General features: G+C 70.0%; 26 protein-coding genes. 6 read left to right on the top strand and 20 right to left on the bottom strand.

What is annotated here, in order from left to right:
• Positions 1–61: 61 nt before the first annotated feature.
• The 14 genes from ABN273_RS21865 to ABN273_RS21800 form a co-directional block, all read right to left on the bottom strand.
• Positions 62–457, bottom strand: a complete 396-nt coding sequence (locus tag ABN273_RS21865; protein WP_349450798.1) for a type II toxin-antitoxin system VapC family toxin — start codon at positions 455–457, stop codon at positions 62–64.
• Complete coding sequence (locus ABN273_RS21860) at positions 451–705, bottom strand: type II toxin-antitoxin system Phd/YefM family antitoxin (RefSeq protein WP_349450797.1); 255 nt, start codon at positions 703–705, stop codon at positions 451–453. The genes ABN273_RS21865 and ABN273_RS21860 overlap by 7 nt, the downstream gene beginning before the upstream one ends.
• 299 nt (positions 706–1004) lie before the next feature.
• The gene (locus ABN273_RS21855; RefSeq protein WP_349450796.1) at positions 1005–1958 is read right to left on the bottom strand and encodes an electron transfer flavoprotein subunit alpha/FixB family protein; all 954 of its coding nucleotides are present in this window, start codon (positions 1956–1958) and stop codon (positions 1005–1007) included.
• Positions 1959–1978: 20 nt separating this feature from the next.
• A complete protein-coding gene (locus ABN273_RS21850; protein WP_349450795.1) occupies positions 1979–2758 on the bottom strand; it encodes an electron transfer flavoprotein subunit beta/FixA family protein in 780 nt (259 codons plus the stop codon).
• 196 nt (positions 2759–2954) lie between these two features.
• Positions 2955–4160 carry a serine/threonine-protein kinase gene (locus tag ABN273_RS21845; RefSeq protein WP_349450794.1) on the bottom strand — a complete coding sequence of 402 codons (1206 nt, stop codon included), beginning with the start codon at positions 4158–4160 and terminating at the stop codon, positions 2955–2957.
• Between the two features lie 36 nt (positions 4161–4196).
• Positions 4197–6020, bottom strand: a complete 1824-nt coding sequence (locus tag ABN273_RS21840) for a serine/threonine-protein kinase (RefSeq protein ID WP_349450793.1) — start codon at positions 6018–6020, stop codon at positions 4197–4199.
• Positions 6021–6036: 16 nt separating this feature from the next.
• Positions 6037–7980 carry a serine/threonine-protein kinase gene (locus ABN273_RS21835; protein WP_349450792.1) on the bottom strand — a complete coding sequence of 648 codons (1944 nt, stop codon included), beginning with the start codon at positions 7978–7980 and terminating at the stop codon, positions 6037–6039.
• A gap of 132 nt (positions 7981–8112) precedes the next feature.
• Positions 8113–8625, bottom strand: coding sequence for a YbaK/EbsC family protein (locus ABN273_RS21830; RefSeq protein WP_349450791.1), 513 nt, complete (start codon positions 8623–8625; stop codon positions 8113–8115).
• Between the two features lie 64 nt (positions 8626–8689).
• Positions 8690–10240, bottom strand: coding sequence for a flavin monoamine oxidase family protein (locus tag ABN273_RS21825; RefSeq protein ID WP_349450790.1), 1551 nt, complete (start codon positions 10238–10240; stop codon positions 8690–8692).
• Positions 10241–10265: 25 nt separating this feature from the next.
• Entirely contained in the window at positions 10266–11108 is an 843-nt protein-coding gene (locus ABN273_RS21820) for a M55 family metallopeptidase (protein WP_349450789.1), read from the bottom strand.
• 42 nt (positions 11109–11150) lie between these two features.
• Positions 11151–12356, bottom strand: a complete 1206-nt coding sequence (locus ABN273_RS21815) for a DUF6395 domain-containing protein (protein ID WP_349450788.1) — start codon at positions 12354–12356, stop codon at positions 11151–11153.
• A complete protein-coding gene (locus tag ABN273_RS21810; protein ID WP_349450786.1) occupies positions 12347–12712 on the bottom strand; it encodes a hypothetical protein in 366 nt (121 codons plus the stop codon). The genes ABN273_RS21815 and ABN273_RS21810 overlap by 10 nt, the downstream gene beginning before the upstream one ends.
• Before the next feature lie 67 nt (positions 12713–12779).
• A complete protein-coding gene (locus ABN273_RS21805) occupies positions 12780–13553 on the bottom strand; it encodes an enoyl-CoA hydratase/isomerase family protein (protein ID WP_349450785.1) in 774 nt (257 codons plus the stop codon).
• Positions 13554–13616: 63 nt separating this feature from the next.
• Entirely contained in the window at positions 13617–14270 is a 654-nt protein-coding gene (locus tag ABN273_RS21800; RefSeq protein ID WP_349450784.1) for an endonuclease, read from the bottom strand.
• A 95-nt stretch (positions 14271–14365) separates the two neighbouring features.
• Here ABN273_RS21800 and ABN273_RS21795 point away from each other — a divergent pair, with 95 nt between their 5' ends.
• The gene (locus ABN273_RS21795; protein ID WP_349450783.1) at positions 14366–14647 is read left to right on the top strand and encodes a Fe-S cluster assembly protein HesB; all 282 of its coding nucleotides are present in this window, start codon (positions 14366–14368) and stop codon (positions 14645–14647) included.
• Here ABN273_RS21795 and ABN273_RS21790 read toward each other — a convergent pair whose 3' ends face one another.
• The gene (locus ABN273_RS21790; protein ID WP_349450782.1) at positions 14648–15337 is read right to left on the bottom strand and encodes a rhodanese-like domain-containing protein; all 690 of its coding nucleotides are present in this window, start codon (positions 15335–15337) and stop codon (positions 14648–14650) included. It lies immediately after the preceding gene.
• Between the two features lie 68 nt (positions 15338–15405).
• Between ABN273_RS21790 and ABN273_RS21785 the strand changes: the two genes are divergently transcribed.
• Complete coding sequence (locus ABN273_RS21785) at positions 15406–17412, top strand: CehA/McbA family metallohydrolase (protein ID WP_349450781.1); 2007 nt, start codon at positions 15406–15408, stop codon at positions 17410–17412.
• A gap of 14 nt (positions 17413–17426) precedes the next feature.
• Here ABN273_RS21785 and ABN273_RS21780 read toward each other — a convergent pair whose 3' ends face one another.
• Positions 17427–18296, bottom strand: a complete 870-nt coding sequence (locus tag ABN273_RS21780) for an NAD(P)-dependent oxidoreductase (protein ID WP_502911107.1) — start codon at positions 18294–18296, stop codon at positions 17427–17429.
• Between the two features lie 921 nt (positions 18297–19217).
• On the opposite strand from ABN273_RS21780, the gene ABN273_RS21775 reads away from it, so the two are divergent.
• Positions 19218–19961, top strand: a complete 744-nt coding sequence (locus tag ABN273_RS21775) for a GbsR/MarR family transcriptional regulator (RefSeq protein WP_349450930.1) — start codon at positions 19218–19220, stop codon at positions 19959–19961.
• A 64-nt stretch (positions 19962–20025) separates the two neighbouring features.
• Entirely contained in the window at positions 20026–20997 is a 972-nt protein-coding gene (locus tag ABN273_RS21770; protein ID WP_349450780.1) for a zinc-binding dehydrogenase, read from the top strand.
• Here ABN273_RS21770 and ABN273_RS21765 read toward each other — a convergent pair.
• On the bottom strand, positions 20994–21764 hold the full coding sequence (locus tag ABN273_RS21765; RefSeq protein WP_349450779.1) for a class I SAM-dependent methyltransferase: 771 nt from the start codon (positions 21762–21764) through the stop codon (positions 20994–20996). The two genes, ABN273_RS21770 and ABN273_RS21765, sit on opposite strands and share 4 nt — an antisense overlap.
• Positions 21765–22007: 243 nt before the next feature.
• Here ABN273_RS21765 and ABN273_RS21760 point away from each other — a divergent pair, with 243 nt between their 5' ends.
• Positions 22008–22184 (top strand): hypothetical protein, encoded by a 177-nt coding sequence (locus ABN273_RS21760; RefSeq protein WP_349450778.1) that lies wholly within the window; start codon positions 22008–22010, stop codon positions 22182–22184.
• A 58-nt stretch (positions 22185–22242) separates the two neighbouring features.
• Here ABN273_RS21760 and ABN273_RS21755 read toward each other — a convergent pair whose 3' ends face one another.
• Together ABN273_RS21755 and ABN273_RS21750 are read right to left on the bottom strand one after the other, a co-directional pair.
• Entirely contained in the window at positions 22243–22479 is a 237-nt protein-coding gene (locus tag ABN273_RS21755) for a hypothetical protein (protein WP_349450777.1), read from the bottom strand.
• Between the two features lie 185 nt (positions 22480–22664).
• Positions 22665–23081 carry a RelB antitoxin-like protein gene (locus ABN273_RS21750; protein ID WP_349450776.1) on the bottom strand — a complete coding sequence of 139 codons (417 nt, stop codon included), beginning with the start codon at positions 23079–23081 and terminating at the stop codon, positions 22665–22667.
• 240 nt (positions 23082–23321) lie between these two features.
• On the opposite strand from ABN273_RS21750, the gene ABN273_RS21745 reads away from it, so the two are divergent.
• The gene (locus ABN273_RS21745) at positions 23322–25238 is read left to right on the top strand and encodes an N-acetylmuramoyl-L-alanine amidase (RefSeq protein WP_349450775.1); all 1917 of its coding nucleotides are present in this window, start codon (positions 23322–23324) and stop codon (positions 25236–25238) included.
• Here ABN273_RS21745 and ABN273_RS21740 read toward each other — a convergent pair.
• The gene (locus tag ABN273_RS21740; RefSeq protein WP_349450774.1) at positions 25201–26097 is read right to left on the bottom strand and encodes a MurR/RpiR family transcriptional regulator; all 897 of its coding nucleotides are present in this window, start codon (positions 26095–26097) and stop codon (positions 25201–25203) included. The genes ABN273_RS21745 and ABN273_RS21740 overlap by 38 nt on opposite strands.
• Between the last annotated feature and the right edge of the window lie 9 nt (positions 26098–26106).

Raw genomic sequence — 26106 nt, 5'->3', positions numbered from 1 at the left:
TATACAGGTAGTCGCCCGGCGAACCCGGCTTTAGCGGGGGGGTTGGAGGCCACCCCCCAAGTCACAGCTTGATGACCTCGACGCCTGGCATCTCGTCATAGTCCGAGTCCTGCGTGACGACAGGAATGTGGTGCGCGATGGCTGTGGCGGCGATCCAGCTGTCGTTGATGGGCGCCTTGCGTCCGGCGGCTCGTAGCCGGGAAACCAGCAAAGCCCACGCATCGGAGACGGCCTCGTCGATCGCGATCGGCTCGAAGCGTTCGGCGAGTTGGTAAGTGTTGAGTCGGCGGGCGGACGTGTCGGGATCGCGAGCCTGGAGCACCCCGAGCCTGAGCTCACCGAGCGTCACCACCGACACGCCCCACACATAGTCCGCGAACCGACTGGCGTCGAAGCGCTCTGCTTCCAATCCGATGAAGATCGACGTGTCAGCCAACGCGCGCTTGCGTTCTACCATGGCAGATCGTCCGTCGTCTCGACGAGAGTCTCCCGTAGTTCGTCCGCCAGGCCGGTCGTGTCGACGCCGAGGCGGGTCAGTTCGGTGCCGATTTCCACTGCGGAAATCCAGCGGCGACGACGAGAGATTGGAATGATCTTCGCGACCGGTCGATTGTCTCGGAGAACTTCAATCTCCTCGCCGGATTCAACGCGTCGCAGCACCTCAGCGGTGTTGTTGCGCAGTTCTCGGGCAGGAATGGCGGCCATACCACAACTGTAGGCGACTTGCTACAAGCGTAGCAACGCCTTCCCCTCTTTGCATGCCCCTCGCGAACGCAACCGGCTGACGAATCGGCGAAGCGGCTTTTAAGCGGGGGTTGGGGGGCCGCGCCCCCCAATGTCACAGCCCGAGTCTCCGGCGCGAAGCGCCTCGTTGCGAGGAGCGCGCCTTTGAGCTGGGGGTTCGGGGGGCGGCGCCCCCCGATGTCACAGCCTGAGCTCTATGCGCGAAGCGCTGTCCAGCGAAGGCCATGCCGTTCCCCCTGGGGCCACTTGTCCCCCTGGGCCTACTTGCGCTTGTTGACCTCCTCGGTGAGCTGCGGCACCACCTGGTGCAGGTCGCCCACCACGCCATAGTCGGCCAGCTCGAAGATCGGCGCCTCCGGGTCCTTGTTGATCGCCACGATCGTCTTGGCGGTCTGCATGCCGGCCCGGTGCTGGATGGCGCCGGAGATCCCCGCCGCGATGTACAGCTGCGGCGACACGGTCTTCCCCGTCTGCCCAACCTGGAACTGGTGCGGATACCACCCGGCGTCCGTGGCGGCGCGTGAGGCGCCCACGGCGGCGCCGAGGGAGTCGGCCAGCTGCTCGATGATCGAGAAGTTCTCGGCCGAGCCGACGCCGCGCCCGCCGGAGACCACGATCGCGGCCTCCGTCAGCTCGGGACGGGCGCCCTTCTCCTGCTTGACCCGCTCGACCACGCGGGCCGCCTTGGCGGCGTCGGACAGCGTGACCGACACCTCCTCCTCGGTCCCGGCCCCGGCCGAGGGCTCCGGGGTGGTCGAGTTGGGGCGTACGGCCACGATCGGCGTGCCCTTGCTCACCTTGGACTGCACGTTGACGCCGCCGCCGAAGATGGACTGGTCGGCCACGAAGCCCTCGCCCAGGCCCACGGCGTCGGTGATGACCCCGGAGTCGGTCTTGATGGCGAGGCGGCCGGCGGTCTCCTTGCCCTCGGGCGTGGCGGCCACGAGCACGGCGGCCGGCGACTTGTCGGCCACGAGCTGGGCGAGCAGTTCGGCCTTGGGCGCGACCACGTACTCCACGATGTCGCTCGACGGCGCGACGTAGATCTTCTCAGCGCCGTACTCGGCCAGCCTGGCCTTGGCCTCCGGCGTGATGCCGGGGCCCGCCCAGACGGCGGCGGGGGTGCCGAGCGCGCGGGCCAGGGTCAGCAGCTCGAGCGTGACCTTCTTGACCTCGCCTTCGACCTGCTCGACGAGAACGAGAATCTCCGACATTTCTGTAAATACTCCCGTTCTCAGATGAACTTCTTGGACGCGAGGAACTCGGCGGCCTTCGTGCCGCCGTCGCCCTCATCCTTGACGATCGTGCCGGCCGCGCGCGGCGGGGCGGCGGCGAAGTCGACGACCGAGGACCACGCGGCGGCCAGGCCCACGTGGGCGGCGTCGATGGACGCGTCGCCGATGGCCAGCGTCTCGACCGGCTTCTTCTTGGCGGCCATGATGCCCTTGAACGAGGGGTAACGCGGCTCGTTGATCTTCTCGACCACGGAGACGACGGCCGGCAGCGTGGCCTCGACCTTGTCGTAGCCGTAGTCGGTGATGCGCTGGATCGTGATCGAGGCGCCGTCGACGTCGACCTTGTTGGCCAGCGTGAGCTGCGGCGCGCCGAGGCGCTCGGCCAGCATCGCGGCCAGCACGCCGGTGCGCGCGTCGGTGGACTCCGAGCCCAGGATGACCAGGTCGAACCCGATCTTCTTGAGCACCTGCGCCATCGCGTACGAGGTGGACAGCGCATCCGAGCCGTGCAGCGCGTCGTCGCTGAGGTGGACGGCCTTGTCGGCCCCCATGGCCAGCGCCTTGCGGATGGTCTCGGTGGCCTTGCCGGGCCCCATGGTGAGCACGGTCACCTCACCACCGTGGGCCTCCTTGAGCCGCAGCGCTTCTTCGACCGCGTACTCGTCAAGCTCGTTGACCACGCCGTCGGCGGCGTCTCGGTCGAGCGTCTTGTCATCGGACCGCAGCTTGCGCTCGGTCGCAGTGTCGGGGACCTGCTTCACGCAGACGACGATGTTCATGGCCGGCGGCCGACCTCCCGTGTTCGCGTGCGCCACCGCCTCGTTGCGATGGACGCCGAATGCAATGCTGTCCAGACTGCCAGGTGCCCGTCGGGCCACCGACAGAGGGTGTGCCTCAGTTTTCCGCGAGTCATGTTACCCATGAGTAGCTTAACCGCAAACCTGCAGCTACCAACTATACAGAACTTTGTTCGGTCTAGGCTGACAGCAGGAAGACGACCCCCACCACCAGCGCCGTGCCGGCGAACAGCACCAGCGTGAACGTGCTGAACATCGCCGCCAGCCCGAAGCACAGCCCCACGGCACCCGCCACACTGGCCAGGTCCGCGATCAATCGGCTGCGCCGGTAGGGGCTGTGCGAGAACAGCGCCACCCCGGCGTCGGACACCACGGCCAGCGCGTACGCCGCCAGCAGGAACAGCGCCACCTCGGGCAGCGGCTCGCGGGCGGCGGCGGCCAGCAGCGACACGAACAGCCCTGAGCCGATCAGCCAGCGTCTGCGTACCTTCTCCCGGTGCCTGGCCCTCGACTCCTCCACCGACCTGCGATGCCGCTCCTTACCCGGCCGCCACTCCCTGGTGGCCATGTCGTCGGCGGCCCGCACCTCTCGGGGCGGGACCTCGCGTACGTGGGGAACGGGCTCGACCCCGAGCCTGGCACAGAGCTGCGCGGCCGTCGGCCGCGCGGACGGGTCGGTGGCCAGGCACTCACGTAACAGCGGCGCCAGCCACTCGGGAACGCCCTCCAGATCGGGCGGGTGATGCACCACCCGGTACGCGACCGCGGAGGCGGGCCCCTGCCCGTACGGCTGCTGCCCGGTCGCCGCGTAGGCCAGCGTCGCCCCTAAGGAGAACACGTCGGCCTCCATGCCCGCGCTCTTGCCCTCCAGCACCTCGGGGGCGAGGTAGCCGGGCGTGCCCACCACCGCGCCGGAGGCCGTGACCGACAGCGAGTCGAGCGCGCTGGCGATGCCGAAGTCGATGACGACGGGCTCGCCCTCGGCCATCATCACGTTGGCCGGTTTGAGATCGCGGTGCACCACCCCGGCCTCGTGCATGGCGAGCAGCGCGTCGGCCAGGCCGGAGGCCAGCGTGCGCAGGTCGGCGACGGGCACCGGCACGGCGCTGAGCGGGCGGCCCTGGACGTAGCGGGTCACGAGGTAGGGTCTGGCGCCCTCCAGCGAGGCGTCGAGCACCTCCGCCACGTGCGGCCCGCCGACCCTGCGCATGGTCTCCACCTCGCGCCCCAGCCGGGCCAGGGCCCCGCCGTCGGCGGCGACGTGGGGGTGAAGCACCTTGACCGCGACCGTACGGCCCTCGGTGTCGAGCGCGAGGTGCACCTCGCCGAACCCGCCCGCCCCGAGCCGGGAAAGGAGCTCATATGGGCCGAGGCGCTCGCTCATACCCTCATCTCTCCCCCCGAGAGCCCGCGGGGACACTCAGAACCAGGACGTCAGGAAGCCCAATCCGAGGTCTTTGAGCAGACTGTCGATCATTCCGGTGATCAGGCCGATCGTGCTCTGCTTGGCGTCGCTCGCCAGGTCGTCGAAGACCGACTCCGGTGCCCGCCACGGATACCACACCGGGTCCTGCCCTAGCGCGAACATCACCGCGAACAGCGCCGCCGTGCCCACCACCACGACCGCGACCAGCGCCGCACCGGGGCTGCGCAGCACGCCGGTCAGCGAGCGGGTGACGGCCTTGCGCGGCGCGCCACCGCCCGGCAGCACGAACAGGCCCGCCACGAAGGCGCCCGCCGCGAACGAGGCCGCCTCGTTGAACCCCATTTGGCCCACCCAGCGGAGCGCGCCCCAGACACACAGGCCGAACAGCAGCGCCAGCGGCACGTGCACGACCGTCATGAGCGCGGACTTCACCAGCGCCCAGGGCGTGCCGGCCACCGCCAGCAGCGGATCGGCCGAACTGCTCCCGCGTATCTGGCGCCGCTTGACCAGGTCGCCGAAGAGGTATTCGCCAAGGCGCAGCACCAGGGCGAGCGCGACGGCGACCGCGCCCACCATGACCGGCATCATGACGGTCAGCGCCACCAGCGTGACCAGCAGCAGCAGGCCCACGAACTGGCTGCCGAACAGGTATCTCTTCCGCTCGGCCGGCGGCTGGTACCGGGGCGGCGGCGTATGTGGCCTGGCCTGCGACGGCGCCGTCGGCGGCGGCGCCGGGTAGCCGGCGACCCGCTGGTCGGGGCGCGGCGTCGGCGGCCTGGCCGCGACCGGTGCGGGTACGTAGGGAGGCGGCCTCTCCTCCCGGTATGGCGGGGGCCTCTCCTCCCGGTACGGTGGCGGCCTCTCCTCCTTGTGCGGGGGCGGCGCGGGCCTGCCGTACTCGACCGGTGGCAGCAGGTCGGAGAACGTGTCCATGGTCCGGGTGCCGCCGCCCATGCGCTTGGTGCCCGTCGGCCCGTCGGAGGAGGCCCCGTCGAAGGAGTTCTCGTGGAACGTGGTCACCGAGGGATCGAGCGCCCTGGCCATCCGCAGCAGCTCCTGCGCGCCGGGCCGGGTCGCGGGATCGACCTGGAGCGCCCTGCCGAGCCAGCCGCGCAGCCACGCGGGCGCCTTGTCGAGCTGCGCCCGCCCTTCCATGATGTTGAAGCAGACCGCCTCGAACGTCCCCGTGCCGAACGGCGGCGCGCCCGTCGCGGCGAAGAACACCGTCGAGGCCAGCGCGTGCACGTCGGCCGCCTGCGTGATGTCGGAGTCGCGGATGATCTCGGGCGCCAGGTAGCCGGGCGTGCCCACGAACATGCCGGTCTGCGTCAGCCTGGTCGCGTTCACCAGGTGGGCGATGCCGAAGTCGATGACCAGCGGCTCGCCGTTGACCAGCATGACGTTGGACGGCTTGAAGTCGCGGTGGATCACGTCGGCCGCGTGGATGGCCACCAGCGCCTGGCAGAGCCCCTGGGCGAGCCTGATGACCTCGCGCGCTTCCAGCGGACCTTCCGCCAGGACGGTGTCCTCCAGCGTGCGACCCGGCGCGAAGCGGGTCACGACGTACGGCTGGCCGCCCACGAGCTCGGCGTCGATGACCTCGGCGACGTGCGGGCTGCGTACCCGGCGCATGGTCTCGACCTCGCGGGTGAGCCGGTCGCGCGCCTTGAGATCGGCGGCCACGTGCGGGTGGAGGACCTTGATGGCGACCTCGCGCCCCTCGCCGTCGAGACCGAGGTGGACGACCCCCATGCCACCCTCGCCGATCTTCCTGACCAGACGGTACGGGCCGAGGCGGTCTGCTGCCTGGGTGTTCATCGCCACCTTCCCCGCGTCATCCCCCGGAATTCCCCCTCAGACCTTCTAGCTGCTCGACCACTGGATCGACGTTCAGCGGAGTCCATACGGCCCCCCTTGGCTTGTCCCCGAACGTGCCGGCAGCGAGGATCAGCGAGAGCGCGGCACCCGCCGCGAGGACTCCCGCCATCACCATCGCCGCTGTTCTCGAGGGTACGAGCGATGAGAGCGTCCTGCGCATCTGTTTGCCAGGACCCTCCACTCCCGGACCCGCGCACACGGTCCACAGCGCGACCGCGGCGCCCCAGGCCAGGGCATTGGACGGATCCATTCTGGCCACCACGGTGAGCAGCAGGGTCACCGGCAGGCCGAGGATGAGCGCGTAGAGGACCAGCGCCAGCGTGATGCCCACCGACTTGGCCAGCGCCTGGGGATGGGCGAACACCTTGACCACGTCGGCGGCCGCCGCCCCCGCGGCCCTGCGGCCGGCGAGCTGGGGCTGGGCCAGGTCGGCCGCGCGCAGCAGGATCGCCGCCGGGATCGCCAGAACCGCGACGACCAGGGGCGCGAGCACCGCGGCCACGATCATCAGGACGAGCAGCATCGCGCTCGCCACGCCGTACGCCTTGGAACGCTGCAGCCCGTTGACTGACGGCACCGCCGGGACGTACGGCTCGGGCTGCGGGTATTGCGGCGGGATGTACGGGGGCGGCTGGAGCGGGCTCGGCGCGGGCCTGGCGTAGTCGGGCAGGGCGGGACCCGCGCCGTGGCCCTGGGCATTGGGGACCGGCGCGTTCGGCACCGGCGTGTGGAGCCTGCCGTAGTCGGGCGACTCGGGACGCACCCGCTTGGTCGGCACGTCGCCCTCGCCGGGCGGGGCCGCGAGGCCGTGGTTGTTGACCGGCTGCTGCTGCCAGGGCGGGGTCATCCCGCTCTCGCGCTGGATCCGCCGCAGCTCCTCGGGCGTCACCCTGCGGGTCGGCCACGGGTCGGGCTGGTTGGGCAGGAGCGAGACGTACTCCTGCTCCTGCGGCGGCGGGGCGGACTGCTCCTGCGACTCGAGCAGGCGCTTCGGCGTCACCGGCGGCGTGGAGATGTCGTACGACGGCTTGTCCTGCACCGGCGCGAGGTCGGGCACGACCTCCTTGGGGCGCGGGACGGTCAAGATGTCGTCGGGCGAGACGGCCTTCTTCTCGGGCAGGATCCTGATGGTCTTCGCGGCCAGCTCGCCCGCCCTGGGGCGCTTGTTCGGATTGCGCTGGAACGCGGCCTTGAGCAGCGGCTGCAGCTCCGCGGGTGCGGCGCTCACGTCGGCCTTGCCCGCGGTGATGTTGTAGAAGATCATTTCCAGCGTGCCCTTGCCGAAGGGCGGCAGGCCGGTCGCCGCGAACAGCAGCGTGCCCGCCCACGCGTGGATGTCGACCTCGGGACCGGCCTCCTGCCCCTCGATGATCTCGGGGGCGAGGTAGCCGGGCGTGCCGATGAACATGCCGGTCTGCGTCAGCCGCGTCGCGTCCACCGCCTGGGCGATGCCGAAGTCGATCAGGACGGGCTCTCCGTCGAGGATCAGCACGTTCCCCGGCTTGAGGTCGCGGTGGATCACGCCCACCGAGTGCACGGAGTCCAGCGCGGACGCCACCCCGTGCGCGACCCTGACCAGCGCGGGCAGATCGAGCGGCCCGTCGTCCTTGACGATCTCGTCGAGTGGGGGGCCGGGGACGTAGCGGGTGACGATGTACGGGCGATGACCGGTGACGTCGGCGTCGAGCACCTCGGCGATGTATTTGCTCCGCACGCGCCGCATCGTCTCGACCTCACGCGAAAGCCGCCGCCTGGCGACCTCGTCGCCGGCGACCTCTCCGCGCAGGACCTTGACCGCCACCTGCCGCCCCTGGGGGTCGACAGCAAGGTGGACAACGCCCATCCCGCCTTCACCTAGCCGCCTGAGCAGCCGGTAAGGGCCTAGTCGGTCATCGTTCATGGCATGAAGCACCATACCGGCTTAATCCCCGCCCACGAGATGAACCATGAGGCCACATTCCCACTCGTACAACGTCCAGAAAGGCCCCATCGGTTTCCCATCCCACGGTCTCGAATCGGCTTCAGTTTTCTGTCAACCGGCCAGCGGCAGCACCTCGGCGTGCTTCAGCCCGGCCAGCGCGGCGCCGGAGACGGCCAGCTTGGACCTGCGCACGCCGCTCCCGATCACCACCCTCGGGTGCTCGGCGACGTGCGTGTCCACCAGGATCGGCCAGTCGCCCGGCAGGCCGAGCGGGGTGATGCCGCCGTACTCCATCCCGGTCAGCTCGACCGCGTCGGCCATCGGCGCGAAGCTCGCCTTGCGGGCGTCGAGGTGCCTGCGGACGACGCCGTTGACGTCCACGCGCATCGTCGCGAGCACCATGCAGGCGGCGTAGCGCGTCTCGCCGCCCCGCTTGGCCGCCACGACCACGCAGTTGGCCGACTCGTCGAGTGTCACGCCGTACCGCTCGCAGAACGCCGCCGTGTCGGCCAGCTCGGGGTCGATCTCGGCCACCTCGGCACCCTCTATGTCCCCCACGGCCGCCGCCACCGGATCGGCCAGCAGGTCGGTCCGTTCGGTCGCGGGCACCCAGTGCAACGCCATCCCATCTCTCCTCGATCGCTTTCTCCCAGGACCCTAACTCCAGTCACGGGAGCAGCGTGCGGCATCACCCGGACTGCAGCACTCGCTGGTGCAGCTGGGTGACGACGCCGCGGGCCGACTCCATGGCCCCCGCCTGCCAGGCGATCAGATGGGTGAGCCAGTCGCCCGCGAAGTAAACCCTTCCGGCGGGGCGTTGCAGAAAAGTGAAGGACGAATCAAAGTCCGGCCAGCGCACCCAGCCTCCCTGGATGTGCTGCTGGCGGTGCCAGGCGATGGAGACGCTGGACAGGAGGTTCTGGCGGTACTTGTCGCCGTGGATCTTCTTGCCCTGGGTGAGCGCTCTGCGCCTTCTGTCCTCCGGGGTGAGGGCTCCGTACAGCTCGGCGTTCTGCTCGGTGTTGTAGTAGCCGACGAGGAGGCCGCGTTCCGAGTGGTAGCCGTGGGACGGGTACCAGATGTGCGTGATGTCGAGGTCGGTCTCGGTCACGCCGCCGTAGATGCGGTCCTCCAGCTCCCACCAGCGCTTGCCGTACTCCAGGCCGATCTTGCCGGTGGCGACCGGGATGGGGGTCTTGAGCGCGGTGGTGACCTGGTCGCCCAGATTGTGCGGGATCTTGGCGAGGAGGTGGGGCGGGAGGGCGGCGATGCAGTAGTCGGCCTTGACGCTGCCGCCCTCGTAGCGGACCTCCACGCCGTCTTCGAGATTGGTGATCTTGGTGACCCGGGCGCCGGTCTTGATCCGGTCCTTGCCCACCGCCTCAGTCAGCTTCGCGACGATGGCGTCCATGCCGCCGACCGGCTGGAACATGGGGGTGGCCTGGTCGTAGCCGAAGTCGTTGGTGATGGCCCGGCCGGTGCCGGCGGCGAGGACCTGGCGGAGCGAGCCGGGGGCGGCGAGCGGGGTGCCGACGCCTATTGCCGGATATTTCACGAAACCGCGCCGCATGGACCCTTCGTACTCGAGTTTGGGGCCCAGGTCGCCGAACCGTCTGAGGAACTCGAGCAGCCTTTCCTGGTCGTCTTTGGTGATGGCCTTGTTGAGCGCACCGACATTTGTCGCTTTGGCCAGTAATTCCGCGATATAGCCGTACATATCTGCTCGGGCGGTGCGTGCCCGCATCGTCTGGCCGTTGGTGTGCACGTAGGCTGCGGCGTTGTTGTTGACGAAGGTCTCGATGGGGATGCCCAGCTCGCGGCAGTAGTCCAGCGTCACCATCCACGGGGCGATCCGGCCGGGGCCCGCGTTGAAGTAGACGCCCTCGCCGAACTTCACCTCCTGGGTGGGGCCGTTGAGCTCGGCCAGCCGGTCGCCGCCGCGCAGGGTGAGGTTCCGCCCGCCCGCCCGGTCCCTGGCTTCGAGCAGCGTGCAGTCGTACCCGGCCTTGCCCAGCTCGTACGCGGCCGTCAGCCCTGCCACCCCGGCGCCCAGGATCACGACCTTGGCCGCCCCTTTGCCGCGCAGGCTGAAGTCGCCCGGCCGGGGAGCGACGAACTGCTTGTCCTGCTCCGACGGCGCCAGGCCGAGTGCGCCCATGGCGGCGTACATGGCTCCCGCGCCGCCCACCGCCCCGATCCCGACGAGTAACCCCCGCCGCGTCAGTGCCGCCCCGTCCACTTCTCCGTCTCCTCGCTCCCCCGGCTCAGCCGTACGGACCGCTGCCGCAGGCGATCTGGCCGCCGATGGTGGCGAAGATGCCGAACAGCGCCATGATCTGCGTGAAGTCGTCAGTCGTGAACTCCGTGTGACGCGACCCCACCGTCTTCACCCCCGGGACCAGCGCCACGGCGGCGGCGATGGCGGTGGAGTTCCACTCCACCCCAAGTGTGTACGGCGCCGGCACCTGGTACGGCGTGAAGTCGGTCAACCGGCGGAGCGCTCGCGCCGTGGCCTCACGGATCCTGGCTTGGGCGACACTGGGCGGCAACAACTCGGCCGAGAACTTGTCGATCCCCTTCTTCACCGCCACCGTCTCGACATCGCCCAGCAGCTCGCGCGCTTCCGCGCCGACGGCCTCGTCCCCGGTCACCAGCACGACCGGCACCCCGTGGAACCCGGCGCACGCCGCGACGAGCCGCGTCTCGCCGCACAGGTCGCCGTTGAGGTAGACGTTCTGGATCTCCTTGCCCATCCAGGTGTGGTTCAGGACGCCGTCCTGGACGCCCGCGCGGGCGTGGTACCCCACGAAGCACGCGGCCTGGAACGACCCGTCGAGCCCCTGAGCCATCCGCTGCGCCTTCCCGGGGCCGCGGATGAGGCTCGCCCGGGGATCCAGCAGCTCGATCCTGAGGTTCTTCGTGGACCCGTGGGCGTCGTTGACCAGCACGCCGGCCGCCCCTGCGTCGAACGCCCCCTCGATGGCGGCGTTGGCGTCGGCGGTCATCAGCTCGCAGCCGCGCTCGTAACCGCGCTTGCCGGCGTGCATCTCCTCGGGGTCGGTCAACCCCGTCACGCCCTCCATGTCCACCGACAGATAAACCTTCACGCGTCCTCGCTCCTCAACTACTGCCGGGTCCTTCGAACGGGGTCAGGAGCCCCATGTCTCCACCTGGCGGACCTGGTCCTCTGTCATCAGCCCGACGTGCTCGCCGACGAACGCCGTCGCCTCGCCGCGCCACTGATCGGGGATCTCCTCAAGGGCCCGCGGGTAGCAGCGGTCGAGCCAGCTCGTGGACTCCTCCGTGACGTCGAAGTAGTCGAGCGTCCCCGCGAAGAGCGTGTTCTCGATGCCGGGCACGCGCGCCAGCCCGTACTGGATCATCTCCATCCCCCCGTACGGCGGCTTCCTGAGCCACTTGCGGGCGACCGGGCGGTCGGCGGTGATGGGCGTGTCGAGCGGGCGGCGCTCGACGGCGGCCTGGATGAGCTCCTTGTAGAGGCACTTCCCGCAGGTACGGCAGGGGCCGTCGGCGCCGCGCAGGCACCAGCGCACGTAGTCCTTGAGGTCGGAGCCCAGGGCCAGGCGCATGGTGGTCGCCTCGCTCACCCCGCCGACGGGCAGCACGATGTGCACGCCGGCGGCGGCGAACAGCCTGCCCCACTTTCCGTGCGGCGACCACATCGGGTTGTCGGGGGTGTAGCGCAACAGATAGCGGTCTCCGCCGAGCCAGCGCGAACCGAGCTCGTAGCCGAAGCCCAGGCCGCCGAGGTCCAGCTGGTCGGCCAGCAGCAACGCGCCCGCCGCGACCGCGTGGTGCTCCGGGTAGCCGGGGCGGGGCTCGGCCAGCGTGAACTCGAGGTCGGAGCTGACCGTGCTCAGCTCGCGCCCCGTCTTCGCGGCGAGCTTGGCCAGGACGTCCGATCGGTAGTGGGACCAGCGGTTGGGGACGCGCGGATGGGGCATCCGCCGGAAATGCACGAAGGGCGCCTCGGGGTAGATCGTGGCCGCCGCCACGGAGTCCGCGCCGCCGCTGTACGAGATCGCCAGCCTGGCGCCGGTCTGGCGCGGCTCCGCCCCCACCGGGCCCGCCTCGACGCCCCAGCCGGCGTGCAGCGCCTCGGCCACCTGGGCCGAGATGGCGCGGTCGAAGGCGATCCGCTTCCTGGTCCACGGCGCCACGACCGTCCAGGCGGCCACGGCGAAGAGGTCGGGGTGGGCGTCGTCGGGGACGCCACCGATGGAGCAGGAGTTGGTGGCCAGCTTGACGGGGTGCTCGTCGGAGGCCTTGCCCGTGATCTCGTCCGCCGCGTCGAGGCGGAAGGTCAGGCCCGTGCCGGCCCAGGTCACGCGCACGACTGTGCTCCCTGTTCGCCGGCGGTACGGCCGGCGCGGAGGTCGTCGATGGCTTGCCAGACCAGGACCTCGTTCTGGAGCACGCCGTCCAGCGCCTTCGCCGTCTCCTGGGCCAGCCGGTGGGCGTCGTCGAGCTTCGCCTTGTCAGTCTTGTCAACCTTGTCGGTCGCCACCGGGCGGGCGTTCCTGAGGCGCTCGACCTCGCTCTGTAGGGTCGCCATCTCCCGCCGCAGCGTCTGGACCTCCCAGAGCGCGTCCCTGATGTCCTGACGATGGTCGGAAATGGAGATGTAGCGGGAGTCGAACCACGTGCGCACGGCCTTCCGGAGCCGGGCGGGGACCAGGACGCGCATCATGAAACGCCACCATAGTGGTAAACCCCCGCCCGAAAGGACGAGCTATCCGAATGGGCTGACTTTCTCGTTAACGACCTGTGAATTTGGGCTTGGCCCTCTCCGTGAACGCCCGCATGCCTGTCTTGGCGTCGTCCGTGGCGAAGAGGCCGGAGAACTGCAGGCGCTCCACCTCGAGGCCGGTGTCGAGGTCGACCTCCAGGCCCTGGTCGATGGCCTGCTTGGCGGCGCGGAGCGCGACCGTGGGGCCGCCGACGAACGTGGCGGCCCACTCCAGGGCGGCGGTGTATACCTGCTCGTCGGGCACCACCCGGTCCACCAGGCCCATCGCGAGCGCCTCGGCGGCGGGCACGTGGCGGCCCGTGAAGATCAGATCCTTGGCGCGGGCCGGGCCGATCAGGCGCGGCAGGCGCTGCGTGCCTCCGGCGCCGGGGATGATGCCGAGCAGGATCTCCGGCTGGCCCAGCTTGGCCGACTCCCCCGCGACCCGGAAGTCGGCGCAGAGGGCGAGCTCGCAGCCGCCGCCCAGGGCGTATCCGGCGATGGCGGCGATGACCGGCTTGCCGATCTGGGCGACCGCCGTGAAGCAGGCCTGGAGCGTACGGGAGTGGGTGGCCATGTCGGCGTAGGACATGTCGGCCATCTCTTTGATGTCGGCGCCGGCGGCGAAGACCTTCTCGCCGCCGTAGACGATCACCGCCTGCACCTGCGGGTCGGCGTCCACCTCGCGGGCGGCCTCGGCGATCTCCCGCTGGACCTGGCCGTTGAGGGCGTTCATCTTCGGACGGTCAAGACGGATCGTGGCGATCTGGTCGGCCACCTCGACGCTCACAAACTCACCCATGAACCCGAACCTAACAGAGCGCCCGCGTCCGGCCACGGCACCCACGACGGTTCGGGTGCGCGGTCAGTGGACGGCGGCCATCACCTCGTCCACCGTCTTCTTGCTGCGCGACACCCGTACGAGCGCCGCCGACAGCCGGGCCAGCTCGTCGTTCGAATGGGCCAGCCGGGCCAGCGGGCGTTCCTGGCGCGGCAGTCCGAGCTTCTCCGCGCCGTCCAGCACCCGCTTGTCCAGGTGCGGCGCGACCTGGGGCCACACCGCCTGGACCTCGCGCAGGAAGATGTCGGCCCCAGTCGGGCCGATGCCGGGGAACTCCGTCAGCAGCTGCGTGATCCTGCGGACATCGCCGCCGGCCTCCTCGCGCAGGCGGCGCAGGTCGCCCTTCCAGCGGTCCAGGAGCAGCTCGGCGGTCTTGCCCAGCATGGTCGAGGTGCGCTCGTCGTAGCGGCGGTAGTGGCCGCGGCCCAGCGCGTCCACGCGGTCCTGCCAGCTCGCGTCCCGCATGGCCTTGGGCGTGCCGTACCCCGCCTTGAACAACTCTTTGGCGGCCGCGACCGCGATCTCGGCCGAGATCCGGGCGCTGAGCAGATTGGCCAGGACGAGCAGCTGGTACAGCGGCTTGGGCTGGTCGGCGAGCTTGATGCCGGCCTCTTTGGCGAACGTCCGGCCGTAGCGGTCGAGCAGGACGTCGAGGACGGCTTTGTCGGTCTTACCCATGCCGCACCGCTACCCGGGAGCTGTCATGACATGCCGGGTTTGGGACGAGGGTCGTGGGGGAGGCGAAGGGTTCGTCGATGGCGAAGGAGCTCGCTGTGCTGACATTGACTGACAACGCCGTCGAGGCGATCCGTGATCTGATGGTGGGAGAGGACGTGCCTGCCGACGCGGGCCTGCGCATCTCCCCGAAGCCCGATGCGGCGGGGACGCTCGAGCTGTCGCTGGCCAGCACGCCGCACACTGGTGACCAGGTGGTCGAGAAGGAGGACGTACGCGTCTTCGTCGCGGAGGATGTGGTGCAGATCCTCGACGACAAGTCGCTCGACGCGCAGCCGGGCGTGCCCGGGCAACCCAACTTCCGGTTGAACCGGCGTTAGTCACCCCAGGTCGGACTCGGTTTCGGGCGAGCGCACGTCGCCCAGCCCGAACAGGCCCACCAGCCTGCCGTCCATCTGGGTGACGACGACGTGGTCCACTTTGGCACGGTCCATCCACTGGATCAGGGGTCCGAGCTGCTCGCTCGGCCGCACCGTGGTCACGCCGACGCGCATGACCCGCTCGGCGGTGCCGTTCAGGTCGGCGCCCTTGAGTTCACGTGATCCGACCACGCCCTGGACCACGTCGTCCTCGTCCACCACGACGGCGAGCCCGGCCGGGTCGGCGATGATGCGCTCGGTGAGCTCGTCCAGCGGGTCGTCGAGGGCGGCCGTCACGGGGTCGCGGCGCACGTTCCGCGACACCAGCTCGGCACTGCCCTCGTACGGCAGGTCCGCCGCGAGCCAGTCCATCTTGCCCAGCCGGTAGTCGTGCACCTCGCGGAACCCGAGGCGGTCGAGCCGGTGCGCGGCCCGCGGGCTCAGGTCGCAGAGCCAGTCGTGGCAGTAGACGATGACGGGCCGCTCCCGGTCGAGCTCGCCCGCCGACGTGCCCATCGCGGCCAGCGGCAGGTTCACGGCCTTGGGCAGGTGCGCCCACGCGTACTCCGCCTCGGGCAGCACCTCGACGAGCTGGGCCTGGCCGGTGGCGACCAGGTCCTGTACGGCTTCACGATCGATGATGTTCGTCATGGCCTCCCCGTACCCGCAGACGGCGATTCGTGTCACGATGACGACGCGTCCGATTCAGGGAGTGCCCGATGTGTGACGATCCGCTGTTTCCCCCCTCCGTCGCCCGTGCGCTGGCCGACTACCGCGAGCTGCGTGACTCCCATGGTCCTTGCTGGGGCGAGCCGCCCATCACGTATGTCGCCCAGGCCTGGGCCACCGTCTTCCTCGACCGCCGCTACAACTACTGGAACGCCGCGCGGCGGCAGCTGGCCGAGCTCTATCCCCCGGAGCAGATCGAAGACCACCTCGAGGAGGTCGATCCGGAGCGGGCCGTACGCGATGCGCTCGCGGGCGACGTGCTGGACAACCTGGCCGCGCTGCGCCTGACGCCCGAGGGGGTCGCGCTGGAGGCCGACACGCAGGTGGTGCTGGGCGGCCGTCCCTTCCGCACGTCGCTGCTGCTGGACTCCAGCATGGACGAGCCTGTCACGGTCGCCGTGGACGGCAGGCCGTACGAAGTGGTGCCCCACGGCGCCAGGGTGGTCCCATTGGAGCGGGAGGTCAGCGTGGGCGGGCGGCCCGTCGATGTGTCGCCGCTGTGCAGGCGGGCGGAGGCGGCCACGATCAGGGTGCGGGCGGGCTTCCCTTGCCGGTGGAGCGTGACGGGCGCGAACGGGCAGGGCTGGTATCCGGACGGCGCCCCGCCCAAGAGGGACGGCCACCGCAGGCCGTACTTCCACGGCGACGACCTCGCGATCACGGTGCCCGCCGAGCCGATCACGGTGACAGTGGCCAGGGGCATGGAGTACGCCTCGTCCGAGATCGTCGTCATCCCGGAGGCCGGCGCGGAAACGCTGGTCGAGCTGGCGCCCGAGCGACTGTACGACGCGGCCGCCCGCGGCTGGTACGGCGGCGACCTGCACGTGCACCTCAACTGGATGGGCGAGGAGCCCGCCGCGCCCGCGCTGGCCGCGGCGGCGCAGCACGGCGAGGACCTGCACGTGCTCAACCTCGTGGCGGGCAACGTGGCGAGCGCGCGTGTCTACGACGTCGAGGCCCTCGCGCACTGGGCGGGCGAGGACCTGCCGTGGTCGGACGACAGGCACCTGGCGAGGATCGGCGTGGAGTACCGCAACGACGTCGTGGGCCACGTCACCGCGTTCGGCCTGCGGGAGCCGCCGCGGCGTTACCACACGGGGTTCGAGGGCACGGCCGACTGGCCGACCAACGCGGTCGCCCTGGAGGAGCTGCGGGCGCTCGGCGGGGTGACCAGTTACGGGCACCCCTTCCACACCGCGTTCTCCGACGACGACCCGCCCGACGTGGTACTCAGCGATGGGCGCAACTGCGCGGCCAGGGAGATCGTCGCGGACGCCGCGCTCGGCCTGATCGACACCCTCGACGTGCTCAATCACTCCTCGGTCCAGGCCACCGCCGCCGTTTACCGCCGCCTGATCGGCGCGGGCAACAGGCTCACGGTCACCGCGGGCACGGACGCCGTGCTCTCCTTCTGCCGCCGCGGCACCGCGTCCAGCCCGCCGGGGTGGGAGCGGGTGTACGCGAACGTCGCCGGTCCGCTCACCGCCGAGTCCTTCACCGAGGCGATCCTGCTGGGCCGCACCTTCGCCACCACCGGGCCGTGGCTGGAGCTCACCGTGAACGGCCACGGGCCGGGCGACACGCTGGAGCTGGCGCCGGGGCAGCGGGTGGAGATCGTGGTCTCCTCGATCGGGCCCGAGGTCGAGTCCCTGGAGATCCGCACCGCGGCGGGCGTGCTCGCGCAGGGGCCGCCCGGTCGGCTGGTCGCGTCGATCGCGGTGAGCGAGCCCACGTACGTGGTCGCGATCGCCTCGGGCGGACCGCACCCACGCACCATGCACGGAGCCGGCGCGTACGCCCACACCAGCCCGGTGTACGTGGACGTCGCGGGCGAGCACGTGGCCAGGGAGGCGGACGTGCGCTGGTGCCTGGCCTGGCTGGACCGGCTGGAGGTGCTGCTGCGGGAGTACGGCACCTTCGAGAGCGCCGCGCAGCTGGACGACCACCTGGACCTCTACGAGCGCGCCAGGGCCGTCTACCGCGAGCGGCTCCCCTGAGCGCACCTCGTCCGTTACGACGGCCGGCCGGAGAGGCGTTCGACCACGCGCAGGAGCGCGGAGTGGTCGAGCGCGCCGTCGCCGGACGCGTCAGCCGCCGCCACGAGCTGGGCGACCAGCGCCCCGAGCGGCAGCACGACGCCGGCCTCGCGGGCGGCCGACGTGACGATGCCCATGTCCTTGTGGTGCAGGGCGATGCGGAAGCCCGGCTCGAAGGAGTGGCTCAGCAGGTTGGCGCGCTTCTGCGCCAGCACCGCGGAGCCGGCCAGGCCGCCGCCGAGCACCTCCAGCGCCGCCTCCAGGTCCACCCCGTACGCCCGCAGGAACACGACCGCCTCGGCCAGCGCCTCGATGTTCGCGGCGACGACGAGCTGGTTGGCCGCCTTGACCGTCTGGCCAGCGCCGCTGGGGCCGACGTGGACCACGGTCCTGCCGACCGCGTCGAAGATCGGCCTGGCGGCCTCGAACGCCTCGTTCTCGCCGCCGACCATGATCGACAGGGCCGCGTTCTTCGCGCCCGCCTCGCCGCCCGACACGGGGGCGTCGAGGTAGCGCAGGCCCCGGTGGGCCGCCTCGGCGGCCAGCTCGCGGGTGACGTCGGGGCGGATCGTGGAGAAGTCGATGACCAGCGTGCCGGGGGCGGCATGGGCGAACACGCCGCCGTCGCCGGTCAGCACGTCCTGGACGTCGGGCGAGTCGGGGACCATGAGAGCGACGATGGCGGCCATGCCGATGCCGCCCGCGTATCCGGTCAGGTCGTGCGCGACGGCGACCGCCCAGCTGACGGGGGCCGAGCCGGTCGTCCACACGCCGGTCGCGAGCAGAGCCGCGGGCAGCCTGCCGGCTATGGACACGCCGATGAAGATCAAGCTGATCCGGCGCAGCAACGGCAGGTGCCGCTCGGGCTCGTCGAGGATCCGGCGCCTGGCGGCCCAGAGGCCCACGAGCATGCCCGGCACCACCATGACGGTGGAGATCGCGGTCTCCACCGGCCAGGACGGGATGTTGGCGACGAGGTGCGCGCCGAGGGTGGGCTCCATGAACCCCGCCCCGGTGACGGGCCTCGCCTGGGCCGCCACGGTCTGCCAGGCCAGCAGGAGGGTCGCGGGAACGAGCGTCACCAGGCCCGTCCACCACAGCACCGAATCCCGTGCTCGCACGAGTGGAGTGAGCACCAGCAGGGTCAGCCCGTACACCGCGATGATGTCGATCGGCACGAGCACCACCGTGTTCACGAAGCCGATGACGATCAGCCAGAGCGCTCTGCGCCGCAGCAGTTTCCTGATCGAGGTCCAGTCGCCGCCCCTGGCCTGCTGACGGTGGGCCAACTGTCCGAGCCCGTAGCCGAACAGGAACACGAACATGTCGCGGGCCTGGTTGTCGGTGAGCAGGGACTTGATGAACTTCGCCGCGGCATTGAGCGCGGCGGGCCCGGCGTGCCAGTCGTCGATGAACGCGGGCGCGTGCGACAGGGCGATCAGCAGCAGCATGACGCCGCGTGCCAGATCCGGCGCCAGCGATCTCGCGGTCACGCTGGTGGGCGCCGTGAGGGTCATGTCCGTTCCTTTCTAGGCCACATTTCACGATAGTACGTGTTCAGATCAATCAAAAAGCTACGTTGCATTCAGTGAACTCTGTCAAAGCAGTCCTATGCTTAATATGGCCATCGATGCAGGTAGATCAGATAAAAAATTGCAACGACCGTACGAACGAATGCAACACATGCCCTGCACGCCTGTTGCAATGGGCTATGGTTGAACGCAATACTGAGCCACCGGATCCAGCAGGGAGGGAGGCGAGTGCCGATGCCAGGAGGCAGGCTGACCCAGCAGGACCGCCGTGACATCGCCACGGGCCTGTCGCAGGGGCTCGGCTACGCGGAGATCGCCCGGCGCCTGTCCAGGCCGACCTCGACCATCAGCCGGGAGGTCAGCCGCAACGGCGGCCCGGACGCGTACCGGGCCGACCGGGCGCACCAGGCGACCGAGCGACGCGCCCGCCGCCGCAAGCAGCCCTCACAGTCATCGCCGCCGACCGGCACCACGTCGTACGGGCGCGACCCCGAGGCGGTACGCGAATACACCGAGCGGCAGGTCGACCTGCTGATGCAGACGGGCCTGCCCCGGATGATGTCCAGGGTCCTGGCCTGCCTGCACACCACCGACACCGGCGCGCTCACGGCCAAGGAGCTCACCCGGCGCCTGCAGGTCAGTCCGGCCTCGATCTCCACCGCCGTCGCATACCTGGAGGAGCAGCAGCTGATCAGGCGCGTACGGGACCCGCGGTGGCGGCGCGAGCTCTACGTCGTCGACGACGACATCTGGTACCGGGCTTTCATGGCGAGCATTCAGCGAAATCTCGCACTGGCGGAATCGGCCCGCGAAGGAGTCAGGATATTCGGCCGCACCACGCCTGTCGGCGCGCGGCTTGAGCACGTGAGCGTATTCCTCGACCGCACCGCGCAGGACATGATCAAGACAGCCGAACGCTGGAGTCCGGTTCTGACCGGATCATCGCGCGACGACCACCAAGAACTTGATCAAGTTTGACATCAAGCTTGGTTGAGGTTGCAGGCTCGAAGTACAAGTTGACCGCCGTCTTCGGGAGAGCACCATGCATGCCGTCGTCCTGCACGCCTTCGGCCCCGCCGAGAACCTGCGTTACGAGACCGTCCCCGATCCCGTGCCCGGTCCGGGCCAGGTGCGCATCGCGGTCAAGGCGGCCGGTGTACACCTGGTCGAGACGATCTTGCGATCCGGACAGGCCAGTGAGTCGCTGCCGCCGCAGCCCGAGCTGCCGACGATCTTCGGCGGAGAGGTGGCGGGACGCGTGGATGAGGTGGGCCCGGGGGTCGATCCGTCCTGGATCGGGCGGGATGTGGTGACCGCGTACGGCCAGCCCGGCGGCTACGCGGAGCTGGCGGTGGCGGACGTGGCCGCCGTTCACCCGATCACCATCGGCTACGAGACCGCAGTGGCCATGATCGTCACCGGGGTGACGGCGCTGCAGTTCCTGGACGTGGCCGAGCTGACCTCGTCCGACGTGGTGCTGGTGACCTCGGCGGCCGGCGGGATCGGGCGCCTGCTCGTCCAGTACGCGCACGGGCTCGGCGCCAAGGTGATCGGCGCGGCCGGCGGCCCCGCCAAGGTGGCGGCCGTACGGGAGCTCGGCGCGGACATCGCCGTCGACTACGACCAGCCCTCCTGGGAAGAGAGCGTCGCCAAGGAGCTGGGTGGCCGCGCGGTCACGGCCCTGCTGGACGGGGTCGGCGGAGACAAGGCGCGCGCCGCGTTCGAACTGCTGGCCGACGGCGGCCGGTACGTGACCATCGGCAACGCCTCACAGCAGGACTTCCAGCCGGACCCCCAGACGGTCGAGGAGCGGGGCCTCACCGTCACCAACGCCCTGATGCTCCTGCTCAGCGGTCCGGACACGAGGCCGCAGTACGAGGTCCGCGCGCTGGCGGCGGCCACCGAGGGCACGCTGGCGCCTGCCGTGCAGACGTTCCCGCTCGCGCAGGCCGCGGCCGCCCACGCCGCCCTCGAAACCAGGGCGACAACCGGCAAGGTCGTGCTCGTCCCCTAACCCCTGGTCGCTGCGACCGCGTACCGCTGGGCGTCGTGGCGGTAGGAGGAGCCGGCGACGGCGAACCCGGCCTCGACGAGCCGCGCCTCCAGTTCGGCCGGCGTGAACGGGTGGAACTCCAGGGCGTGGCGCCGGTGGATGAGGCTGCCGTCCGGGTGCTCCGCCAAGAACAGGAGCTCCGCCAGGCACGGCTCGCCGAAGCTCTCGGGGAAGGTCCAGACGTACACGCACGTGCAGCGCACGCCGTCCCGCTCGCGCACCCGGTCGGCGGCCACGATCCGGGGCCGTTCCCGGTAGAGCAGCTCCCAGTTGCGGGAGTCGACGATCAGCGTGCCGGTGGGTGACACCATCTCACGCATGCCCGCCAGCGCGGCCACCATGGCCTTGTGCGACCCCGTGTGGACCAGGGAGTTGCCCAGGCACAGCACCAGCTCGAACCGCCCGGCCACAACGGCGGGCAGGTCCTCCCACCTGGAGGTGAGCACCTCCACCCCGGCGGGCAGGCGACGGCGCGCCTCCGCCGCCATCGCGGGGCTGCCGTCCGTGGCGGTCACCTGGAACCCGGCGTGCGCCAGCGCCATGGCGTCCGTACCGATGCCGCAGGCACAGTCCAGCACGGGGGCGCCCGGCGGCAGGGCCTCGACGACGGCCTCGATGAGCTCCCGGCTGTCGGCGGAGGTGCCGCCGATCACGCCGGGAGGGTTGACGATCTCGTCGGGGAAGATCCAGTGGTAGTCGGCGGACAGGTCTCGGTAGTAGTCGGGCATGGGGCGAGCGTCACACGGGCACCGCGTACGGTCCACCCGAAACCGCCGGCACACCGGGCACCGCGACCCGTCCGAGCTCACCGCGTCGGTCACCGTCGAGGGCACCGCCACGGGCGCCCCGATCGGCGGCAATCTCGACTCGATCCGCACGGAGATCGGAGCCGGACTGCAGGAAATTCCGCGTCCCCGTTGGGTACCCACATCAGCGTCACCTGCGACCCCCGAGCGCACCAGCAGCCCACGGTGAACCTCTACCTCGACGCAGACACCGCCTGGCGGCTGTGCACCCGTGGCATCACCCCCGCGCAAGCGGTCGAACGCACCCACATCGACGGTGACCGACAACTCGCGACAGCAGCGCTCCAGATCGTGTCGATCATCTGGTCGCCGCCAAAACCAGAGGCATGGGGAGAGTTCTGACATCCGCTGTCCCCGAGGCGGTCTTCGAGGAAGACGTCACCGGCATGTGACCGGCGCCTCAAGCGCCCTCGGTCCAATATCTCTGCAGCCGGGCAACGGCGTCCTCCTTGCTCATCGCTGCGACCTCGGCCTCCGCCAGACCTACTCTGGAGATCAGGAGGTGAACGAGGTCGGCGGGCAAGGCGTGCGACGGCGGCTGCGGCGTTCCGCGGTCAGGCAGGACCCCGTCCTTGACGCAGGCCCAGAACGTCGCCTCGTCCACCTGTAGCTGATCACGAAGAATGTGGCCCCACATGCTCCGGCCGTAGGTGCTTCGATCGGGCGGATGAGAGATCCGAGTCCTCAAGATCCGGCCATCGGGAAGATCCAGTTCGTAAGTGACATCGTGGGTTCCCGTTCCTCCACGAGCGTTCCGCACAGAACGCCAGCCTTCGGCCCGACAGAACCGTTCGTGATCTTCACGTGTGGGTGGGGGCCAGGTCACCGGGCCTTCCCAACCAGCCATTCATGCAACTGGTCGTCATCGCTAAGGCTGATCAACTGCACCAGCCCCCAGTTCTCACGGTGGTTCGGCGCATCGAGCAAGTGGTCCTGCCAGTCTTCGGCGTACTCACGCAGCGCACCTACCATTTCCGTGACGGCCTCATTGAAGGTCCGGCCGTCCGCAGCGATCGGTAGCCCAGGAATGAAGATGGACCAACCGCCGTCCTCCGGAACCGTCTGCGCACGAGACGGGGTGACGGCTGCGAGGTAGTGGCGCAGTCTCTCGACGTCCACGATGGCAGTCACGGCAGACTCACGACGCACCGTGGCCACACGGCCTCGTTCAGCCGCGTCCAAGAGTGCTTTCAGATGAGCGCGTGCCTCTGTGTAGCTGTCGAAGTGAACGGCGGTCATGGCGGCACCTCCATCGGAGCGTGCCTTCAGGATGCCTTCCCCATATAAGTACGTCAAGTACGTCACGTACTGATCGGGTCGGGGTCGCTAGCGAGCGAAGCGACGGGATGTGGTGTTTGCCCTGGTCCGGCTACCACAGTGTTAAGGGGTGAAGAATAGCTTCGCAAAGATCTCGCGCGAGAAGGAAAATGTTGAGACGCTGATCCCACTTATGTGGCCCCCCAGTCCAAGGAGTGGTTCATGCGCCGCCTATTGGCGATCTCCGTGGTCGCCCTCTTGCCCTTAACCGCCACCTCAGCGGTGCACGCCGAAGAGCCGGCCGGCCGCCAGGAGGCCTTCGCGGCCGCCGCCCAAGAGTTCAAGGTGCCCGAGAGCATCCTCCTTGGCGTGTCGTACCTCGAGTCGCGGTGGGACGCCCATGCCGGGCAGCCGTCCAACACCGCCGGGTTCGGCCCCATGCATCTGACCGACGCCGCCGCCTTCACCACGTCCAACCATCACGGCGAAGGCGCCGAGGATGCCCGAGGGGATGAGAGCCGGCCTCTGCCCAGCCCCGAGCCCTCCTCCACCGAGACCGTCATTCCCGCCTCCCTCCGCACCATGGAGCGGGCCGCCGAGCTCACCGGGGAGAGTCATGAGCGGCTGCGGAGCGACGATGCCGCCAACATCCGGGGTGGCGCCGCGCTGCTCGCCGACTACCAGAAGTCACTCGGCGCGCCGCTGAGCGAGAACCCGAGCGAGTGGTACGGCGCCGTCGCCAGGTACTCCGGGGCCGAGGAGGCCGGGGCGGCCAAGTTCTTCGCCGACGAGGTGTTCGCGACGATCAAGGAAGGCGCCGCGCGGACCACGGACGACGGGGAGAAGGTCGCGCTGCCCGCCGTGCCCGGCCTCGAGAAGATCGAGAAGTGGCTCGAGAAGCTCGGCCTCCGCCACGAGCGGACCGACGGCGTCGAGTGCCCGGCCTCCATCTCCTGCGAGTGGATCCCCTCCGCGTACCAGGAGCTGCCCCCCGACGACTACGGGCACTACGACCTGGCGAACCGGCCGTTCAGCCAGAAGATCGAATACATCATCATTCACGACATGGAGGGATATTTCGCCCCCTCCATCCGCCTCAACCAGGATCCCAAGTACGGCGCCAGCTGGCAGTACTCGGTGCGCTCCACCGACGGCCACATCGCCCAGCACATCAAGAGCAAGGACGTCGCCTGGCAGGCCGGCAACTGGTACATCAACGCCAAGTCCATCGGCATCGAGCACGAGGGCTTCCTGGCCGAGGGCAGCACCTGGTACACCGAGGCGATGTACCGGTCGAGCGCCCGGCTGGTCCGCTACCTGGCGCTCAAGCACGGCGTGCCGCTCGACCGCGCCCACATCATCGGCCACGACAACGTCCCCGGCACCCTGCCCACGACCGTGCGGGGGATGCACGAGGACCCGGGCCCGTTCTGGGACTGGGCACACTACTTCCAGCTGATCGGCGCCCCGCTGCACCAGTTCGGCGGCCCCAGGTCCGGCTCGATCATGATAAAGCCGGACTTCGCGACGAATAAGCCGTACTTCTACGGCTGCGACCGCAAGAACCCCAGCGCCGCCTGCCCGCCGCTCCCCGCGAGCACCGTCTGGCTGCGCACCGAGCCGCGGCAGGACGCGCCGCTGGTCAAGGACATCGGCAAGCACCCGACCGGCGACTCCCTCTACAGCGTGTACGACCACAGCGCCCGGGCCACCACCGGCCAGCGCTTCGCCGTGGCCGACCGCCAGGGCGACTGGACGGCGATCTGGTACCTCGGCCAGAAGGCCTGGTTCCACAACCCGGCCGGCGCCCCGACCGCGATCCCGTCAGCGGGCCTCGTGGTCACGCCGAAGCCCGGCAAGGCCACGGTCCCGGTGTACGGCAGGGCGTACCCCGAGCAGGAGGCGTACCCGGCCGACATCCCGTACCAGGCGGTGACCCCGCTGCAGTACACGTTCTCGGCCGGCGAGAAGTACACCCTCTCCGGACCGGCGGCCGCCGAGTACTACCGGGCGGTCACATTCACCATGGACCAGGACCACAAGGTGGTCCGGGGCAAGACGAAGTACCTGCAGATCCAGTTCGGCCACCGCGTGATGTTCGTCAAGGCTGACGACGTGCAGGTGTCGTTCTCCGGGTGAACTCCTTGACGGCGCGCCTGGTGCTCGCGAGCGCCTCCTGAGAGGAGTCGTACGTGCGCTGGGCGACGCCGACGAACACGCAGTCGACGACGAGGAGCTGGCTGATCCTGCTGGCCAGGGCGCCGGGGCGGAACTCCGTCTCGCGCCCGGCGGAGATCAGCACGTGTTCGGCCAGCTCCGCGATGGACGAGCGCGGGTTGTTCGTGATCGCAACCGTGGTGGCCCCGGCCTCCTTGGCCCGGGTCAGCGGCTCGATCACGTCGGGCGTCTCCCCCGACGTGCTGATGCCGATCGCCACGTCCCCTTCCTTGAGCAGCACCGCGCTGGTCAGCGCCAGGTGCGCGTCCTGGAAGGCGTGGCTGGACAGCCCGATGCGCAGCAGCTTCTGCGCGACGTCCTCGGCCACGAGCCCGGAGGCGCCCACCCCGTACGCGTCGATCCGCCGCGCGCCCACGATGGCGTCCACGACCAGCCCCAGCCGCTCGGAGGTCAGCTGGGCGACGGTGTCGTTGATCGCCTCGGACTCTGCCCTGGCCACCTTCTGGATGACCTCCGACAGCGGGTCGTCGGGCGCCAGATCTCCGGGCACGAGCCGGTCGGGCTGCGCGGCGGCCGCCGCTAAGGCCAGCCTGAGCTGCGGATATCCCGCGAACCCGAGCAGCCTGGCAGTGCGCACGATCGTGGCCTCGCTCGTGCCGGAGGCGGCGGAGAGCTCGGTGATGGTGCTCCTGGCCACCGTCGCCGGGTCCTCCAGGATGAGCCGGGCAACGGTTTGCGCGGCCGGCGTCAGGGACGGCAGCACACCGCGAACCGTGGCCACCAGAGTGTCGGCCCGCAGGCCGTTGCCGCTGTCGTCCACGTCCTGATT

The organism is Nonomuraea sp. B19D2, from assembly GCF_040137845.1.
Classification (GTDB): Bacteria; Actinomycetota; Actinomycetes; order Streptosporangiales; family Streptosporangiaceae; genus Nonomuraea.
The sequence above is the reverse complement of the archived record's forward strand: the minus strand, read 5'-3'. Positions and strand labels throughout refer to the sequence as shown.

Excerpts from the sequence above, each read along its gene's own strand:
- ABN273_RS21865 (WP_349450798.1), bottom strand. The coding sequence starts at position 457 with ATGGTAGAACGCAAGCGCGCGTTGGCTGACACGTCGATCTTCATCGGA.
- ABN273_RS21860 (WP_349450797.1), bottom strand. The coding sequence starts at position 705 with ATGGCCGCCATTCCTGCCCGAGAACTGCGCAACAACACCGCTGAGGTG.
- ABN273_RS21855 (WP_349450796.1), bottom strand. The coding sequence starts at position 1,958 with ATGTCGGAGATTCTCGTTCTCGTCGAGCAGGTCGAAGGCGAGGTCAAG.
- ABN273_RS21850 (WP_349450795.1), bottom strand. The coding sequence starts at position 2,758 with ATGAACATCGTCGTCTGCGTGAAGCAGGTCCCCGACACTGCGACCGAG.
- ABN273_RS21845 (WP_349450794.1), bottom strand. The coding sequence starts at position 4,160 with ATGAGCGAGCGCCTCGGCCCATATGAGCTCCTTTCCCGGCTCGGGGCG.
- ABN273_RS21840 (WP_349450793.1), bottom strand. The coding sequence starts at position 6,020 with ATGAACACCCAGGCAGCAGACCGCCTCGGCCCGTACCGTCTGGTCAGG.
- ABN273_RS21835 (WP_349450792.1), bottom strand. The coding sequence starts at position 7,980 with ATGAACGATGACCGACTAGGCCCTTACCGGCTGCTCAGGCGGCTAGGT.
- ABN273_RS21830 (WP_349450791.1), bottom strand. The coding sequence starts at position 8,625 with ATGGCGTTGCACTGGGTGCCCGCGACCGAACGGACCGACCTGCTGGCC.
- ABN273_RS21810 (WP_349450786.1), bottom strand. The coding sequence starts at position 12,712 with ATGATGCGCGTCCTGGTCCCCGCCCGGCTCCGGAAGGCCGTGCGCACG.
- ABN273_RS21805 (WP_349450785.1), bottom strand. The coding sequence starts at position 13,553 with ATGGGTGAGTTTGTGAGCGTCGAGGTGGCCGACCAGATCGCCACGATC.
- ABN273_RS21800 (WP_349450784.1), bottom strand. The coding sequence starts at position 14,270 with ATGGGTAAGACCGACAAAGCCGTCCTCGACGTCCTGCTCGACCGCTAC.
- ABN273_RS21790 (WP_349450782.1), bottom strand. The coding sequence starts at position 15,337 with ATGACGAACATCATCGATCGTGAAGCCGTACAGGACCTGGTCGCCACC.
- ABN273_RS21785 (WP_349450781.1), top strand. The coding sequence starts at position 15,406 with ATGTGTGACGATCCGCTGTTTCCCCCCTCCGTCGCCCGTGCGCTGGCC.
- ABN273_RS21775 (WP_349450930.1), top strand. The coding sequence starts at position 19,218 with ATGCCAGGAGGCAGGCTGACCCAGCAGGACCGCCGTGACATCGCCACG.
- ABN273_RS21770 (WP_349450780.1), top strand. The coding sequence starts at position 20,026 with ATGCATGCCGTCGTCCTGCACGCCTTCGGCCCCGCCGAGAACCTGCGT.
- ABN273_RS21765 (WP_349450779.1), bottom strand. The coding sequence starts at position 21,764 with ATGCCCGACTACTACCGAGACCTGTCCGCCGACTACCACTGGATCTTC.
- ABN273_RS21755 (WP_349450777.1), bottom strand. The coding sequence starts at position 22,479 with ATGTGGGGCCACATTCTTCGTGATCAGCTACAGGTGGACGAGGCGACG.
- ABN273_RS21750 (WP_349450776.1), bottom strand. The coding sequence starts at position 23,081 with ATGACCGCCGTTCACTTCGACAGCTACACAGAGGCACGCGCTCATCTG.
- ABN273_RS21745 (WP_349450775.1), top strand. The coding sequence starts at position 23,322 with ATGCGCCGCCTATTGGCGATCTCCGTGGTCGCCCTCTTGCCCTTAACC.